The sequence below is a fragment of the Rhizomicrobium sp. genome, from assembly GCA_037200385.1.
Lineage (GTDB): Bacteria > Pseudomonadota > Alphaproteobacteria > Micropepsales > Micropepsaceae > Rhizomicrobium.
The window spans coordinates 2,751,636-2,767,678 of sequence record JBBCGL010000001.1 but is presented as its reverse complement, the minus strand read 5'-3'; the positions used below and the strand labels follow the sequence as shown (position 1 = coordinate 2,767,678).

Here is a 16,043-nt window from a genome sequence, read left to right as displayed (position 1 = left end):
GCATATCGGCGCAAATAACCATTCCCATTTCCGGCTTCCGTGAGGCGCGGGGCTCGACTAGCATTCGGCTTTCGACAACCTGGGGACCGCGCAGAGCATGTGGATTGCGACGGTCGCGTTGCCGCCGGATCTCGCGGCCGATCTCACGGCGGGACGCTTCGCGGCGCTCGCCGCGCGGACGGCGCGCGATGCCGTCGGCGCGTTCGCCGCCGGCATCGCGCGGGCCGCACTGGGCCGGGCCCGCGAAGCACGCGAGGCTTTCGCGCAGGCCGCGGCCGATCCCGCACTGCGGGATGCCGCCGCCGTCGAGAACGGCTTCCTCGATCTCGCCGCGCCGGACAAGCTCGATGCCATCTGCGCTGCGGTTGCCGCACTGGACGAGCGCCTGAAGCCGGGCTCACTGCTGGCGGCGCGGGCGCGCCATCTGCTCGGCACGGCACAATACCGCCGGATGCGGATCGGCGATGCGCTGGATGCCCTGGCCGCGGCACAGGCGCTTTATCGCACAGCGGGCAGTGCCGAGGGCGAGGCGCAGACGCTCGACACGCTGGGCCAGTTGCACCAGGCGATGGGCAGCGAGACCGCGGCGCTCGTCTGCTATGCGCGATCGCTGGCGCTCAAGGCGAAGATCGGCGACCGTGCGGGCACGGCGATCACGTTGGGCAATCTCGGACGCTATTGCGCCGGGCTCGGCCGCGCGGCGGACGCGGCAGGCTTCCTCGCGCAGGATTTCGAGATCGCGGAGGAACTGGGCGATGCCCGCGGCCAGGCGCGGGTGCTGATCGACCTCGCCGGTCTCGACCGTGAGGCCGGCGATGCGGCCGCGGCGCGCACGAAGTTGCTGCGCGCCCGGACGATCGCGGCGCAATCGGGCCTCGACCAGCTCGCCTTCGAAGTCCTCGCGGAGCTCGCGATCACCGACCACAGCGCCGCCTATCTCGAGGCCGCGCGCGAATGCGCCGGCGCCATGCCTTCGGCCTTCGACAGCCTCATGCTCGGCTGGATCGAGGCGCGGCTGATCGTGGCGGCGGACCGGCCGCGCGCCATCGCGCTGCTGACCGCCGCCGCCACCGGCTTTCGCGACGCGGGGATTCCGTCGTCCGAGATCGAAGCGCGGCTCGCGCTGGCGGAATTGCTGCCCGGGCCGGCGGCGGAACGCGAAATCCTTCTCGCGCTCAAGCGCGCCCGCGCGGGCGGGCTGACGCGCTATCGCGTGCGCATCGGCGAGACGATGGAACGTCTTTCGCTTACCGAGGGCGTCGCGGAGGAGACCGGCAAGCCGATCGGCGAGGACGCCGGCGTCGACGGCTACGTCCTGCGCGAGCGTCTCGGCAGCGGCAGCTTCGCCACGGTATGGCGGGCCTTCGACGCCGAGCGCGGCCGCGAGGTGGCGCTGAAGATCCTCGATCTCGAATCCCGCTACGAGGTGGCGGAGCGCGAACGCCTGCTGGATTCCGCCCGGCTCGACATGGAGGCCGCGAACCGCGCCCGCCATCCCGGCCTGGTGAAGGTCTATGCCATCGGCCGCAACGGGCGCGGCAATGTCTATCTCGCCGTCGAATACATCGCAGGCGAGGACCTGCGCACGCGGCTGGAATCCGGCGCGGCGCGCGAGCCCAGGGCGATCTGCGGCACGCTGGCCGACGTCGCGGCGGCGCTCGCGGCGCTGCATGGGCAGGGCGTGGTGCACCGCGACCTCAAGCCAGAGAACATCATGCTGCGCGAGGACGGCTCGCCCGTGCTGGTCGATTTCGGCATCGCGCATATCGCGGGCCTGCCGCAGAAGGCCGGTTCGGTGTCGCGCGGCTCGCCGGAATATTTCTCGCCCGAACAGGGGCGTGGCGAGACGCCCGCGCCGTCCGACGACATGTATGCCCTCGGCGTGATCCTGTCGGAATGGCTGCAGGGCGTGCGGCCCGATGGGCCCGCGCATCGGTTCTCGCTGTTCGGCGGCCGTGCCGCCCCAGAGACGCCGGACGAGCTGGCCGCGGCATTGCTGGATCGGGCGGGCGCGAACCGTCCGACGGCGGAAGAGACGGCCCGGCTTCTCAAGAGGTTCGCGGGATGATCGACGGCTACGACCTCGACCGCGATCTCGCCGCCATCGGCCGCGCTCTCGGCAACGATTTGCCCGAGGCGGCGGTCTTCTATTGCGGCCGGGCGCTGGAGGTCACGGCGGCGCGCGCGGTGGCGGCGCTGGGCCTCGATCCCGCCGCCCAGGTCTTCGCCAATCTCGACATGCTGGAGCGCCTGTCGCTGATCGCGCGGCCGGCGCTGACGCTCGGCCATGCACTGCGCCGGCTGTCGAACGATGCGCGCCATGTCCTGCGGCCGCTCTCGGTGCAGGACGGGCAGTTCGCCGCGCTGTGCCTCGGGCCGTGGCTGCAATGGTATTTGAGCGACTATTTCCGCGGCCCGCACCACGCGCCGGCCGATGCCGGCTACGGGATCGCGACACCGCTCACGGCGGGCAATGTCGCGGAGCTTCTTGCCCTGCTGCGGCAGGCGCAGGCGAGCGGCGAGGATGTCTCGGACAGGCTCCTGCCGCTTTGCGACGCGCGCGTCGCGCGCCTGCCGGCGCTCGCGGCGATGGTCGCCGAGACGCTGATCTCCTGCGGCCATGCCGAAGCCGCGCATGGCGTCCTGGAGGCGGCGCGCGCCGTGACGCCCGACGACCTGCGGCTGAACCAGCTCCACGCGCTCGAGCGGCGCCGGGCAGGCCATGCGGATGAGGCATTGGTGCTGCTGCAGGCGCTGTCCGGCCGGCATTCCGAAGACGAAGAGACGCTCGGGATCACCGCCGGGGCGCTCAAGGCCTCCGGCGCGCTGGCGCCGGCGTTGCAGCATTACCTGAAGGGCTGGCAGGTCAGCCGCGAGCGGAACCTCTATCTCGGCGTCAACGCCGCGGCGCTGCTGTTCTGGCAGGGCGATGCGCGTGCCGCGCCGCTGGCCACCCGGCTGGTCCAGGTCTTCGCGGGCCGCAACGCCCGGCTCGCCGCGGCCGGGATCGACATCGCGGTGCAGCGCGACTACTACGACGAGGTCACCGAGGCCGAGGCGCGGCTGCTGGCGCGCGAAGATGCGGCGGCGCGCACGCTCTACGCGCAAGCCTTCGCCCGTTTCGCCGCGCGCAAGGGCGACATCGCCGGCACCAGATTCCAGGCAAACCGCTCCATCGCCTTGCTGGGCGGCGATCTGCTGGCGTAAATCGCAGACCCAGGGGGAATCGCATGCCGATCAAGATCACCTACAAATCGCCGCCCTATCGCGACAAGGTCCTGTCCTTCACCGATACGCTGGAGGAGATCCGCGTCGGCCGCACCCAGGACACCGACGTTCCGTTCCCCGAGGATATGGCGATCGTCGGTCACGACCACTTCGCGCTGCGCCGCGAGGCCGGCGGCTATCGCTTCGTGATCAATCCGCAGCATCGCGTCTATCTCGACGGCAAGGACGTCTATGACGGCCAGGCGCTGTCCACCCCGACCGAAATCCATCTCGGCACGCCGAGCGGACCGCGCCTGCTGCTGGAGCCGTCGCGCCAGCGCGGCACGCAATATGTCGCGACCGAGCCGCAAGGTCACAGCGCCGCGCTGCCCGAGGTCGCGCGCTCTGCGGCGCGCTGGACGCATATGCTGGGCGCGCTGGTCGCGCTCGGCCTGCTGTTCGGGCTTTATGCCTATTGGCGGCTGAGCGGCCAGGACCAGCCGCCGCTCTATGCCCATGCCGGTTCGGCCGCGGATTTCTCCGACATCATCGCGAAGTACCAGAATTCGGTCTTCCTGGTGGACGAGGTCGACGCCGGCGGCAATTCGCATGGCGGCGCCACCGCCTGGGTCGTCGCGCTGAAGGACGGGCGCAAGGGTTTCGCGACCAACGCGCATGTCGGCGGCATGCTGGCGGAGGCGCGGCAGAACCACTATCGCCTCGTGGTGCGCGCGCCCGATGCACAGCATCGCGAATATGAGATCGTCGATGCGATCATCCATCCCGCCTATGCTGCGTTCAACACGATGCTGGAGGATGCCGGCAAGAAGGCCAATTCCGGCATGCTGCGCCAGGTCGACCTGTCGCCGGCCTATGACGTCGCGATCCTGATCCCCGACCGCCAGGACGGCCTGCCCGAGGCGCTGCCGCTGGCGCGCGACAATGCGCTGGCCACGCTGCATGCGGGCGAGCCCATCGCCTTCATCGGCTATCCGGCGGAGAATCTCGTGAGCTTCGACGTGAGCGCGCCGACGCCGACGTCGCAGGTCGGCATCATCACCTCGGTGCGCAATTTCTTCCTCACTGCCGATGGCGGGCCGGCACAGCTGATCGAGCATTCGCTGCCTTCGGCCGGCGGGGCTTCGGGCAGCCCGATCTTCGATATCCATGGCCGGGTGGTGGCGCTCCTGTCCGGCGGCAACAACATCGCCGGCAAGGATGGCGACCGCATCCCCAACGCGGCGCTGGTGAATTTCGCGCAGCGCGTCGACCTGCTGGGCGATCTGGTCGACGGGCGGGCCGCCGACCAGCTCGCCGACGACCGCCGCGCCTGGGCCGAGGGCATCGCGCGCTGGAGCCGGCCGCCGGACGCCGTCGCCGCGGTCTATGCCAAGTCGTTCGAGGAGACCGAAGGCAAGCTGCAGCGATTCACGCGTGCCGGCGCGACCGGCGCCGGCGATCCGCTGTTCGCGGGCCGCTCCGCCGCGACCTACGACCTCGCCCTGCTGCCGGCGGTGCGTTACCTGGTGACGGCCTATACCGGCGCCAAGACGCCGCTGCGCATCGTGGTCTACGACGCCGACCATCCCGCGACGGTGCTCGACACGACGGTCTATGTCGCCGATGGGCCGCTCGGCGTGGTGGAGATCCCGGCCGGCCCGGCGGCCCGTGTGAAGATCGCGGTGATCTCCGAAGCCGGCGGCAAGGCGCCGGTGCCGTTCAAGCTCGACGTCTACTGGTCGACCGCGAAACCGCCCACGGGCGCGGGGCAGGAGGCCGCGTCGAGCCCGCATGGCGGCGGCACAAAGCCCGCGCCCACGCCGCCTGCGGCGGGGCCCGCGCCGTCCGGAGGGGACGAAGGCGGCAGCGGCGATGTCGGACAGGACGGGCCGCACTGATCGCGTCCCATCCCGGGGCGCGATCAGGCGCCCCGGAGCATCTTGATGATGCCGGAGAAGTCGACGCCGGCATTGCCTTGCGCCGCGAACAGCGCGTAGAGCTGCGCCGCTTCGGCGCCCAGGGGCGTTGCGGCGCCGGCGCTGGCGGCGGCCGCCTGCGCCAGCTTGAGGTCCTTGAGCATCAGCGCGGTGGCGAAGCCGCCCGTATAGTCGCGGTTGGACGGCGCGCTCGGCACCGGGCCGGGCACCGGGCAATAGGTCGTCAGCGACCAGCTCTGGCCGGATGCCGCCGACATGATGTCGAACAGCTTCTGGTGCTCGAGGCCGAGCTTTTCACCGAGGGCGAAGGCTTCGCAGGTTCCGATCATCGAGATCGCGAGCAGCATGTTGTTGCAGATCTTCGCCGCCTGGCCGGCGCCGGCGCCGCCGGCATGCACGATGCGCTTGCCCATCTTCTCCAGCACCGGCCTGGCGCGCGCGAAGGCCGCGTCGCTGCCGCCGCACATGAAGGCCAGCGTGCCGGCCTCGGCGCCGCCGACGCCGCCCGACACGGGAGCGTCGAGGAAATCGAAGCCGGCCTTCTCGGCGGCAACGTGCACCGCACGGGCGGAGTCGATGTCGATGGTGGAGCAATCGATCAACAAGGCGTCCTTGCGGGCGGCTGTGAGGATGCTCTCGCTTTCGAGATAGACCGAGCGCACATGCGTGCCCGCCGGCAGCATGGTGATCACCACGTCGGCATCCTTCACCGCGTCGAGCGCAGTGGTCGCGGCCTTACCGCCCGCATCCGTCACGGGCTTGAGCGCCGCGGGGCTCACGTCGAAGGCGCGGATCTGGTCCTGCGCCTTGAGCAGATTGCGCGCCATCGGCCCGCCCATATTGCCGACGCCGATGAAGGCGATGGTGGTCATGTTCGTTTTCTCCCGTCATCTCCATTTTCGTCATCGCCGGCCTCGTGCCGGCGACCCATGATCGCCGTGATGCATGGGTGTTCCTGGGTGGCCGGGACAAGCCCGGCCATGACGATTGTGCTGGTGTCTAAAGCGGCAACTCTCTTTCGCCCAGTGGCGCGAAGTAGGCGTCGATATCCACGTCGCTCACTTCCGCCAGCGTCGCCGGCTGCCAGTTCGGCGCGCCGTCCTTGTCGATGATGGTGGCGCGGACGCCTTCGTAGAAGTCGTGGCCGGCGATGACGCGGTTCACCATGCGGAATTCCATCCGCATGCAGGCGTCGAAGTCCAGCTTCGCGCCCTCGCGGATCTGGCGGAAGGCGAGCTTGGTCGCGGTCGGCGATTTGGCGCGGATGGCCTTCGCGGTGTCGAGCGCCCAGTCGGTGCCGTCGCGTTCGAGCCGTTCGAGAATGCCTTCGACCGAAGGCGCCGAGAAGATCGCGTCGATCCTGCCGCGCAGCTCGGCGAGCGGCGGCGGCGCGGTCTCGGCGTTCAGGCCGTCCAGGGCGGCGTCGGGCTCGTGGCCGTCGGCGAGGTTCTCGATCAAGGCCGCGCGCGCGCTGCTCGAAACTGTGTGGGTGGCGACGCCGCCATAGAGTGCGTCGGCGGTCTTCAATCGCGCGCCGGTCAGTCCCAGATACATCCCGATCTCGCCGGGCAAGCGCGGCAGGAAGAAGCTGCCGCCGACGTCGGGAAAGAGGCCGATGCCAGTCTCCGGCATCGCGAACTGCATCGTCTCGTCGGCAACGCGATGGCTGCCATGCACCGAGACGCCGACGCCGCCGCCCATCACGAAGCCGTGCAGCAGTGCGACGTACGGCTTGGGATAGTGCTTGATGAAGGCGTTCAGCAGATATTCGTCGCGGTAGAAGTCGATCGCGTAAGATGTCCCGGCCTTGCCGCTGTCGTAGAGCGTGCGGATGTCGCCGCCGGCGCAGAACGCCCGCTCCCCCGCGCCCTGGATGACGACGGTCTTCACCGCGTCGTCGCCTGCCCATTCGCGCAGCGTGGCATGCAGCGCCACCACCATGCCATGGGTGAGCGCGTTCAGCGCCTTGGGCCGGTTGAGCGTGATCAGCCCGACAGCGCCGCGCGTCTCGAACAGGATTTCTGCGTCGTCCGTCACCACTTGAACTCCGCTGTCATCCCCGGCCGAACGCCGCGTAGCGGCGTGAGGGGAAGGGGACCCAGGTGTTTGCCACCGTCACGGGTTTTCCGCCTGGGTCCCCTTCCCCTCGCATCGCCGCGCGATGCTCGGCCGGGGATGACAAGCGATGCATGCCTTCACTTCATCGTCGGGATGACGAAGCTCGCATTCTCGCGCACGCCGCCTTTCGGCCAGCGCTGTGTCACCGTCTTGACCCGCGTATAGAACCGCACGCCTTCCGGCCCATGCTGGTTGACGTCGCCGAACGCCGAGCGCTTCCAGCCGCCGAAGGTGTGATAGGCCAGCGGCACCGGGATCGGCACGTTGATGCCCACCATGCCGACCTGCACCTTGCTGGCGAACTCCCGCGCCGCGTCGCCGTCGCGGGTGAAGATCGCCACGCCGTTGCCGTATTGATGCTTGCTGGGCAGCGCCAGCGCCGCGTCGAAATCCTCGGCGCGCGCGATCTGCAGCACCGGCCCGAAGATCTCCTCCTGATAGGTCTTCATCTGCGGCGTCACATGGTCGAACAGCGAGCCGCCCATGTAGTAGCCGTTCTCGTAGCCCTGGAGCTTGAAGTTGCGGCCGTCGACCAGGAGCTGGGCGCCTTCCGCGACGCCCTGGTCGATATAGGCCTTCACCTTCTCGCGATGCGCCGCCGTGACCAGCGGGCCGTAATCGGCATCCGGATCGGTCGGGATGCCGACGCGCAGGCTTTCCACCCGCGGCTTCAATTTGGCGACCAGCGCCTCCGCCGTCTTCTCGCCCACCGGGACGGCGACGGAAATCGCCATGCAGCGTTCGCCGGCCGAGCCATAGCCTGCGCCGATCAGCTCATTGGTCACCTGGTCGAGATCGGCGTCCGGCATGATGATGGCGTGGTTCTTGGCGCCGCCCATCGCCTGCACGCGCTTTCCGTGCGCGGTACCGTGGCTGTAGACGTAATGCGCGATGGCGGAGGAGCCGACGAAGCTCACCGCTTGGATGTCCGGATCCTCGAGGATCGCGTCCACCGCTTCCTTGTCGCCGTTGACGACCTGCAGCACGCCGGCCGGCGCGCCCGCTTCCATCATCAGCTCGGCGAGCCGCATCGGGACCGACGGGTCCTTCTCCGACGGCTTGACGATGAAGGTGTTGCCGCAGGCGATGGCGACGCCGAACATCCACATCGGGATCATCGCGGGGAAGTTGAACGGCGTGATGCCGGCGACGACGCCCAAAGGCTGGCGCATGGAATAGATGTCGATGCCCGGGCCGGCGCCCTCGGTGTATTCGCCCTTCATCAGATGCGGGATGCCGCAGGCGAACTCGATCACCTCCAGGCCGCGCTGGATGTCGCCGCGCGAATCCGCGACCACCTTGCCATGCTCGGCGGAGAGCATGTGCGCCAGCGCATCCATATTCTTCTCGACCAGCGCCTTGAAGTTGAACATCACGCGGGCGCGGCGTTGCGGATTGATCGCCGACCATTCGCGGAACGCCGTCCTGGCATGCTCGACCGCGCCGCGCAGTTCGGCCCGGCTGGCGAGCGCGACCTTGGCCTGCACCTCGCCGGTCGAAGGATCGTAGATATCGCCGAAGCGGCCCGAGACGCCCTCGGCGATTTTGCCAGCGATGAAGTGGTCGATCGTTTTCATGGAACATGCCGACAGGTTGGGTGTCGGGATCGTTCGTAGCACCGGCATGGCGCCGGCAAAAGCGCTCTCGGAGGATTTCGCGAAAGCGGCCGATGGCGACCAAATCTTGCTGGAAAGGCCTGCGAAACGCGTACTAATGTGGCGAGACTTTCGTGTCTCAGACTGTCGCAACCGACGCGGCTTCGCGGCACGCGCATTGAATAAGAGCGTGCGCCTGCATAGGTCTCCAGTGAGCTATCCGTTGGCGAAAGAGGCCACACAATGACGATGAAAACGAGTGCAGCGATCTTTCTTGCCGTCGGCCTGGCCGTTTCCGGTCTTGCCGGAGCGGCGCAGGCGGCGGGCGGTCACAATGGCGGCGGCCATTCCGGCGGCGGCGCGTTTGGACATTCCGGCGGAGGCCATTTCGGCGGCCACGGTGGAGGTCACGGCGGCGGCCATTTCGGCGGTCATGGTGGCCATGGCGGGCACGGCTATGGCTATGGCGGCTTTGGTTACGGTCTCGGCTTCGGCCTTGGGCTGGGCGCGCTGTATTACGACTATCCCTATGCCGACACCTATGGCTATGGCCCGGCGCCCTACGATTATGACGACGACTATCCCGATGATTCCGTGCCGCCGCCGGGCGCGGGGGTCGGCAATGGGCCGCCGCCACCGGCTCCTGGCTACTGGTACCGATGCGACAATCCCGCCGGCTTCTACCCTTACGTTGCGACATGCGCGAACCCCTGGCAGGCCGTTCCGGCGGTGCCGCCGCCGCCGCCCGGCGATGCCGACTGAACGGAGCGGAGCCGCGGCGAACAAGGTTGCCGCAGCGAAAGGCCAATTTCCGCGTGATGGCGAGTGAAAGGGCGCTGTAGTGTTGCCCGCCGCCGCACCGGAAAGACCGTCCATGTCGCAGACATACGAAACGCTGCTGATCGAGAAAAACGGCGCGGTCGATTGGGTGACGCTGAACCGGCCCGAGGCGCTCAATGCGCTGAACACCGTCCTGGTCGATGAGCTGCTCGATTATTTCGGCGCGCTCTATTTCGACCGCAGCGTGCGGATCGTGGTGCTGCGCGGGGCGGGGCGCGCCTTCTGTGCCGGGCTCGACCTCAAGCAATCCGGCGAGCGCCGCAATGCCGAGGGTGCCAATCTCGGCGGGCCGGATGCCGGCCTGCTGGGCCAGCGCCGGATCAGCGAGATCGTGCTGCGCATGCGCCGCTGCGGCCAGCCGATCATTTCCCTGGTGCACGGCCCGGCCTGCGGCGGCGGCTTCGCGCTGGCGCTGGCCTCCGACATCCGCATCGCGGGGCAGAGCGCGCGGATGAACGCGGCCTTCATCCGCATCGGATTGTCGGCCTGCGACATCGGCGTGTCCTATTTCCTGCCGCGGCTGGTCGGCACCTCGGTGGCCTCCGAGCTGATGCTGACCGGCCGCTTCATCCATGCCGATCGCGCCCTGCGGACGGGACTGGTTTCGGAGGTCGTGCCCGATGCCGATCTCGCGAAAGCCGCCGAATCCTATCTCGAAGAGATGCTGACGACGGCGCCGCTGGGGCTGCGCCTCACCAAGGAGTGCCTGAACATGAGCATCGACGCGCCCGGGCTGGAGGCCGCGATCGCCATGGAAGACCGCAACCAGATCCTGTGTGCGCAGACCAACGACGTGCGCGAGGGCATGACGGCGTTCCTGGAAAAGCGGAAGCCGAATTACACGAACACGTAGCGGGTACGGAGACGGTGCTCCTCATCCTTCGACAGGCTCAGGATGAGGTCCTGGCCAAACGATCTCGTCAGTTTGCCGGCGCGCGCTGCTGTGCTTGGGCTCAGGCCCGGGTGACGAAGGTGTCGATCACCTTCTTCTCGCCGGCCTTGTCGAAATCGACGGTGAGCTTGTTGCCTTCCACCCCGTTGACGCGGCCATAGCCGAATTTCTGGTGGAAGACGCGGTCGCCGCGACTGTAGTCCGATGCGGCGGGATCGCTGGTCTGGATCGTGTAGGCCTGCGCCTCGATCAGCGGCGGCCGGGCGCGGGGCTGGCCGCCGGCGCGGTTGGCCTGGGCCCGCTTCCAGCCGGGCGAGTCATAGGTCGAGGCGAAGCCGCCGGCATTCATGTTGTCGCGGAAGCCGACATTGCCGCCATAGAAGCCCTCATCGACCATGGTCTCGACATGCTCTTCGGGCAGCTCGGTGATGAAGCGCGAAGGCAGCGCGCTCTGCCAGCTGCCATGGACGCGGCGGTTGGCGGCGAAGCTCACGCGGATGCGCTGGCGGGCGCGGGTGAGGCCGACATAGGCGAGGCGGCGCTCCTCCTCGAGACCGGCAAGGCCGCTTTCATCCATGGTGCGCTGGCTGGGGAACAGGCCTTCCTCCCAGCCGGGCAGGAAGACGGTGTTGAACTCCAGGCCCTTGGCAGCATGCAGGGTCATCAGGTTGATGCGGTCGCCGGTCTCGTCCTGCGCGATCTCCATCACCAGCGAGACATGTTCGAGGAACGCCGCGAGAGACTCGAAGGTCTCCATCGAGCGGACGAATTCCTTCAGGTTCTCCAGCCGCCCCGGCGCCTCGGCCGATTTGTCGGCTTTCAGCATGTCGGTATAGCCGCTCTCGTCCAGCACCATCTCCGCGAGCTCGGTGTGCGGGATGTGGCGCGAGGTCTCGGTCCAGCGGTGGAAATTCGCCGCCAGCTCGGTCAGCGCCTTGCGCGCCTTGGGCGGCAGCTCGTCCGTCTGCGCGATCTCGCGCGCGGCGGTGAGCAGCGGGAGCTGGCGGCTCCGCGCGAACTGGTGCAGCGACTGCACCGAGGCGTCGCCGATGCCGCGCTTGGGCTTGTTGACGATGCGCTCGAAGGCGAGGTCGTCATCTCCTTGAGCAATAAGCCGCAGATAAGCCATGGCGTCGCGGATTTCGGCGCGCTCGTAGAAGCGCGGGCCGCCGATCACGCGATAGGGCAGGCCGAGCGCGATGAAGCGGTCCTCGAACTCGCGCATCTGGAAGGAGGCGCGCACCAGGATCGCCATCTGGCCGAAGGGCTGGTCGCGGCGGTGCAGGTCTTCGGCGTCCGACGCGATGTTGCGGGCCTCCTCCTCGGCGTCCCACACGCCCTGGATCTTGATCTTCTCGCCCGGATCGCCCTCGGTCCACAGCGTCTTGCCGAGCCGGCCCTTGTTGGCGGCGATCAGGCCGGAGGCGGCGCCGAGGATCGCAGGCGTCGAGCGGTAGTTGCGCTCCAGCCGGATGACCTTGGCGCCGGGGAAATCGCGCTCGAAGCGCAGGATGTTCTCGACCTCGGCGCCGCGCCAGCCATAGATCGACTGGTCGTCGTCGCCGACGCAGCAGACATTGCCGGACGCGGTGGCGAGCAGCTTGAGCCAGAGATACTGGACGACATTGGTGTCCTGGTATTCGTCGACCAGCATGTAGCGGAAGCGCTCGCGATACTCCGCGAGGATGTCGGGATGCGCCTTGAGGATGTTCAGCACATGCAGCAGCAGGTCGCCGAAATCGGCGGCGTTCAGGTCCTTCAGGCGCTGCTGGTATTGGGCATAGAGCTCGACGCCCTTGCCGAAGGCGTAGCCATGGCCTTCGCCGGCCGGCACGTCGGCGGGGGGCAGGCCGCGGTTCTTCCAGTCGTCGATCATCGAGGCCAGCGCGCGCGCCGGCCAGCGCTTCTCGTCGATCCCGGCGGCATCGATCAGCTGGCGCATCAGGCGTAGCTGGTCGTCGGCGTCGAGGATGGTGAAGTTGGACTTGAGGCCGGCCAGTTCGGCATGGCGGCGCAGCATCCTGGCGCCGATGGAGTGGAAGGTGCCGAGCCACTGCATCCCCTCGACCACGCCGCCGATCAGGGCGCCGATGCGCTCCTTCATCTCGCGCGCCGCCTTGTTGGTGAAGGTGACGGAGAGGATCTGGCCGGGCCAGGCCTTGCGGGTGGCGAGGATGTGGGCGAGCCGGGTGGTCAGCACGCGGGTCTTGCCGGTGCCGGCGCCGGCCAGCACCAGGACGGGCCCATCGGTCGCCTCGACCGCCTCGCGCTGCTGCGCGTTCAGGCCGGCGAAATAGGGCGGATCGCGCGGAATGGGCGCGGTCTGGGGTTCGCCGGCGGGCGAGTCGTCCTCGCCGCCGAAGGCGTCGTCCAAGGGATCGTTGTAGCGGTTGCCATAGCCGCTCATGGGGACGCAGACGATTCAGGGTGCATGGGAACCAATGTAGAACCTGGAGGCCGGAATGTCATCGCCCGCGATGGCATTGCCGGGCGCGATCGTTTCCGGGCGCGGGCTGGAACTTTGTGGGGTTCCCGGTCCGCGCGGCCGGCCCTTTTACAGATTCCCCTCCTCGTCCTCGCGGCTCGCGAGACTCGTCGTCGCGGTCTCGTCCAGCGCCGCCGCCTTCTCCGCCTCGAGCTGCAGCCGCTTCTTGCGCGGTTCCTCGACCAGCGTCACCAGCAGCACCAGCGCGATCGCCTCGCAGGCCACCGCGACCCAGAACACCGCGTAATAGCCGAAGCTCGCCGCGATCAGGCCGCCCAGCAGCGGCCCGGCGGCGCTCATGATGCTCTCGGCGGTGTTGGAGAAGGCCAGGCGCATCGCCATGTCGTCGCGATGGCCGAACTCGAAGACGATGTTCTGCGCGCTCATCTGGTAGCCGCTGTTGCCGGCGCCCAGGCCGAAGAAGGCGATGAACAGCCAGAGCGGCGAGCTCACGCGCATCAGCAGGATCGTGGCGGCGATCCAGAACACCAGCGCGATGATGAAGTTGGAGCGGAAGCCGTGGCGGTCGGCGAGATAGCCCCAGCCCACGCTCATCACCGTGTCGGCGCCGAGGAAAGCGAGCGACAGCGAGCCGACCACGTCGCCGGAGAAGCCGATCTTCTTGCCGACATAGATGATATAGAAAGGCTGCGCCACGCGGCTGGCGATCGCGAAGGTCCGCGCGATCATGAAATACATGAAGCCGGGATTGCTCCGCAGCATCGGGACGAGGTCGCGCATCCGGTCGCCGATCGTGCTGCGCGCCCGCACCGTCGGCGGCTCCGGCTCGCGCACCAGCAGGCGGAACGCGGTCAGTCCGAGACTCGTCAGGACGAAGGCCAGCGCGAAGGTCGTCGAATAGCCGTTGCCGAGCACGTTGTGGCCGACGAGATATTTGCCGGCCGCCCAGCTCAGGCTGGCCGCGACGATGCCGCCGGTGAGGTTGCGCCAGCCCTGCAGCTGCCCGCGCCGCGCGATCGGGATCATCTTCCCCAGCAGGAACTGGAACGCGACGCTTTGCGGGCCCGAGAACAGACCGAGCAGGAAGAGGAACAGCAGCACGCTCACTAGCAGCGGCGTGCCGCCCAGGAACCAGCCCGCCAGCGCGATGCCCAGGATCTGCACCCGCATCATGGTGCCGAGGAACATCGAGACCGGCATGATCTTCTTGCGATGCTCGATCTGCGCCGCGCCCGCGATGGGCGAGATCACGCCGCCGAGCTGCTGCAGGCTGGCGCCGAGGCTGACGAAGAAGTCCGAGCCCGAGATCTGGTGCAGATAGGCCGGGATGAAGGTCGGCGCGTTCACCAGGCGGAAGCCCGTCATCCCCAGCATGCCGTGCACGAAATGGCCGGCATAGTTGCGCCGAAGGTTCTTCCACACGAAGCCCTCATAGGCCGCTTCGCGTTCCGCTTCGCTCGACAGGCCGGCGTAGATGTCGCTCATTCGGCGGGCGCCAGCGTGAATCCGGTGGCGCGGCGCCAGAAGAAGGCGAGTACCGCGCAGGCCAGCACGGCAAGCCCGCCGAAGCTGATCGCATCGGTCACGCCGACATGCTGGGCCAGCGTGCCCAGCATCAGCGCCCCCCAGGGCAGCATGCCCATGAAGCTCTGCGTGTAGTGGGAGATCACCCGGCCGCGGAAATTCTCCGCCGCCACGGTCTGGATGATGGTGTTGGTCGTGCCGCCCAGCAGCATCAGGAACGCCGACACCGGCAGCAGCAGCGCCATCGAGAGCAGCAGCACATGCGAATGCACGAAGGCGATGATGCTGACGCCGAAGATCCCCGCCGACAGCACCGGCATGTAGACGAGCTGCTTCTCGGTGATCCGCGACAGGAAATAGGCCCCGATCAGCGCGCCGGCGCCCGCCGCCGACATCAGGAGCCCTTGCTCCTTCGAGGTGCCGTGCAACAGGTCGCGCGTGATCGCCGGCATCATGGTGATATAGGCCGCGCCGAACAGCGACGACGCCGCCACCAGGACCAGCGACAGCCGGATCTGCGGCGTGGCAAAGGAGTAGCGATAACCCTCGAGGATCTCGTACAGCGCGTTGCGGTCGATGCGCGGCGGCCGCGCCGCCAGCCGCATCATCAAAAGGCTCAGCAGCACAGCGCCGAACGACACCGCGTTGAGCGCGAAGCAGATGCCTTCGCCCACCGCGAAGATCAGCAGCCCCGCCAGCGTCGGTCCGACGATCCGCGCTCCGTTGAACATCATCGAGTTGAGCGAGATGGCATGCCTGAGATCCTCGCGCCCCACCATGTCCAGCGTCATGGATTGCCGCGTCGGGATGTCGAAGGCGTTGATCGTCCCCATGGTCAGGGCCAGGCAGATGATCTCCCACACCTGCACCAGATGCAGCAGCGTCAGCACCGCCAGCACCGTGGCCTGCAGCATCGCCGCGGTCTGCGTCGCCAGCAGGAACTTCCGCCGGTCGACGCGGTCGGCGACCATGCCCCCGAACGGCGTGATGAGGAACACGGGCACGGTCGAGCAGAACGACACCACGCCCAGGAGGACCTTGGAATGCGTCAGGTCGTAGACCAGCCAGGGCTGCGCGGTGTTCTGCATCCACGAGCCCATCAGCGAGACGATCTGGCCGGTGAAGAACAGCCGGTAATTGCGGTGGCGGAAGACGGAGGCCAGGCCCGAGCGCCGTGGGCCGGCGATATCGGCGATTTCCTGGACGGCTTCGGCCTCGGACGGAGGCTCCTCCGGCGGGGTTCCCAGGATGGTTTCCGGCTCATCCGGCATCAGCGGCACGGAGGACGGCAGCGCCGCCGCACCGCCGTCTGGATTCGCGCCTTCGCTGCCGTCGTTGCCTTGGGGATCTTGAGGGGAGGAGGCACTCATGACCCACCGGAGGTACTCCCCCCTCCCGCTCCGCTCAAGGCTTAATTCCCCCCGCGCGGCACCATGGCGTGGCGGCGTTCCAGTTACCTCCCCCCTTGCGGGGAGGTGATCACG

11 protein-coding genes are annotated in these 16,043 nt (G+C 68.2%); 5 read left to right on the top strand and 6 right to left on the bottom strand.

Translation table 11 applies throughout. From position 1 onward, the window contains the following. The first annotated feature begins 97 nt into the window (after positions 1 to 97). The 3 genes from WDM91_13185 to WDM91_13175 are packed head-to-tail and all read left to right on the top strand — an operon-like array spanning position 98 to position 5,105. Positions 98 to 2,068, top strand: coding sequence for a protein kinase (locus tag WDM91_13185; GenBank protein MEI9995543.1), 1,971 nt, complete (start codon positions 98 to 100; stop codon positions 2,066 to 2,068). Then, entirely contained in the window at positions 2,065 to 3,207 is a 1,143-nt protein-coding gene (locus WDM91_13180) for a tetratricopeptide repeat-containing protein (GenBank protein ID MEI9995542.1), read from the top strand. Before WDM91_13185 ends, WDM91_13180 begins: the two co-directional genes overlap by 4 nt. 23 nt (positions 3,208 to 3,230) lie before the next feature. Next, positions 3,231 to 5,105: a serine protease gene (locus WDM91_13175; protein MEI9995541.1), complete on the top strand. Its 1,875-nt coding sequence runs from the start codon at positions 3,231 to 3,233 to the stop codon at positions 5,103 to 5,105. A 23-nt stretch (positions 5,106 to 5,128) separates the two neighbouring features. Here the strand turns inward: WDM91_13175 and mmsB are convergent, their stop codons facing one another. The 3 genes from mmsB to WDM91_13160 all read right to left on the bottom strand — a co-directional run bounded on the left by mmsB (position 5,129) and on the right by WDM91_13160 (position 8,839). After that, complete coding sequence (gene mmsB / locus WDM91_13170; GenBank protein MEI9995540.1) at positions 5,129 to 6,016, bottom strand: 3-hydroxyisobutyrate dehydrogenase; 888 nt, start codon at positions 6,014 to 6,016, stop codon at positions 5,129 to 5,131. Positions 6,017 to 6,143: 127 nt separating this feature from the next. Then, the gene (locus WDM91_13165; GenBank protein MEI9995539.1) at positions 6,144 to 7,181 is read right to left on the bottom strand and encodes an enoyl-CoA hydratase/isomerase family protein; all 1,038 of its coding nucleotides are present in this window, start codon (positions 7,179 to 7,181) and stop codon (positions 6,144 to 6,146) included. A 158-nt stretch (positions 7,182 to 7,339) separates the two neighbouring features. Beyond that, a complete protein-coding gene (locus tag WDM91_13160; protein MEI9995538.1) occupies positions 7,340 to 8,839 on the bottom strand; it encodes a CoA-acylating methylmalonate-semialdehyde dehydrogenase in 1,500 nt (499 codons plus the stop codon). Positions 8,840 to 9,100: 261 nt separating this feature from the next. On the opposite strand from WDM91_13160, the gene WDM91_13155 reads away from it, so the two are divergent. After that, positions 9,101 to 9,619 carry a hypothetical protein gene (locus WDM91_13155; GenBank protein MEI9995537.1) on the top strand — a complete coding sequence of 173 codons (519 nt, stop codon included), beginning with the start codon at positions 9,101 to 9,103 and terminating at the stop codon, positions 9,617 to 9,619. A gap of 112 nt (positions 9,620 to 9,731) precedes the next feature. Further along, positions 9,732 to 10,550 carry an enoyl-CoA hydratase/isomerase family protein gene (locus WDM91_13150; protein ID MEI9995536.1) on the top strand — a complete coding sequence of 273 codons (819 nt, stop codon included), beginning with the start codon at positions 9,732 to 9,734 and terminating at the stop codon, positions 10,548 to 10,550. Between the two features lie 100 nt (positions 10,551 to 10,650). Here WDM91_13150 and WDM91_13145 read toward each other — a convergent pair whose 3' ends face one another. The 3 genes from WDM91_13145 to WDM91_13135 all read right to left on the bottom strand — a co-directional run bounded on the left by WDM91_13145 (position 10,651) and on the right by WDM91_13135 (position 15,929). Then, positions 10,651 to 12,996 carry a UvrD-helicase domain-containing protein gene (locus WDM91_13145; protein MEI9995535.1) on the bottom strand — a complete coding sequence of 782 codons (2,346 nt, stop codon included), beginning with the start codon at positions 12,994 to 12,996 and terminating at the stop codon, positions 10,651 to 10,653. Between the two features lie 147 nt (positions 12,997 to 13,143). Further along, positions 13,144 to 14,520 carry an MFS transporter gene (locus tag WDM91_13140; protein MEI9995534.1) on the bottom strand — a complete coding sequence of 459 codons (1,377 nt, stop codon included), beginning with the start codon at positions 14,518 to 14,520 and terminating at the stop codon, positions 13,144 to 13,146. After that, on the bottom strand, positions 14,517 to 15,929 hold the full coding sequence (locus tag WDM91_13135) for an MFS transporter (GenBank protein ID MEI9995533.1): 1,413 nt from the start codon (positions 15,927 to 15,929) through the stop codon (positions 14,517 to 14,519). Before WDM91_13135 ends, WDM91_13140 begins: the two co-directional genes overlap by 4 nt. Positions 15,930 to 16,043 lie beyond the last annotated feature (114 nt).

Excerpts from the sequence above, each read along its gene's own strand:
- WDM91_13185 (MEI9995543.1), top strand. The coding sequence starts at position 98 with ATGTGGATTGCGACGGTCGCGTTGCCGCCGGATCTCGCGGCCGATCTC.
- WDM91_13180 (MEI9995542.1), top strand. The coding sequence starts at position 2,065 with ATGATCGACGGCTACGACCTCGACCGCGATCTCGCCGCCATCGGCCGC.
- WDM91_13175 (MEI9995541.1), top strand. The coding sequence starts at position 3,231 with ATGCCGATCAAGATCACCTACAAATCGCCGCCCTATCGCGACAAGGTC.
- mmsB (MEI9995540.1), bottom strand. The coding sequence starts at position 6,016 with ATGACCACCATCGCCTTCATCGGCGTCGGCAATATGGGCGGGCCGATG.
- WDM91_13160 (MEI9995538.1), bottom strand. The coding sequence starts at position 8,839 with ATGAAAACGATCGACCACTTCATCGCTGGCAAAATCGCCGAGGGCGTC.
- WDM91_13155 (MEI9995537.1), top strand. The coding sequence starts at position 9,101 with ATGACGATGAAAACGAGTGCAGCGATCTTTCTTGCCGTCGGCCTGGCC.
- WDM91_13150 (MEI9995536.1), top strand. The coding sequence starts at position 9,732 with ATGTCGCAGACATACGAAACGCTGCTGATCGAGAAAAACGGCGCGGTC.
- WDM91_13145 (MEI9995535.1), bottom strand. The coding sequence starts at position 12,996 with ATGAGCGGCTATGGCAACCGCTACAACGATCCCTTGGACGACGCCTTC.
- WDM91_13140 (MEI9995534.1), bottom strand. The coding sequence starts at position 14,520 with ATGAGCGACATCTACGCCGGCCTGTCGAGCGAAGCGGAACGCGAAGCG.
- WDM91_13135 (MEI9995533.1), bottom strand. The coding sequence starts at position 15,929 with ATGAGTGCCTCCTCCCCTCAAGATCCCCAAGGCAACGACGGCAGCGAA.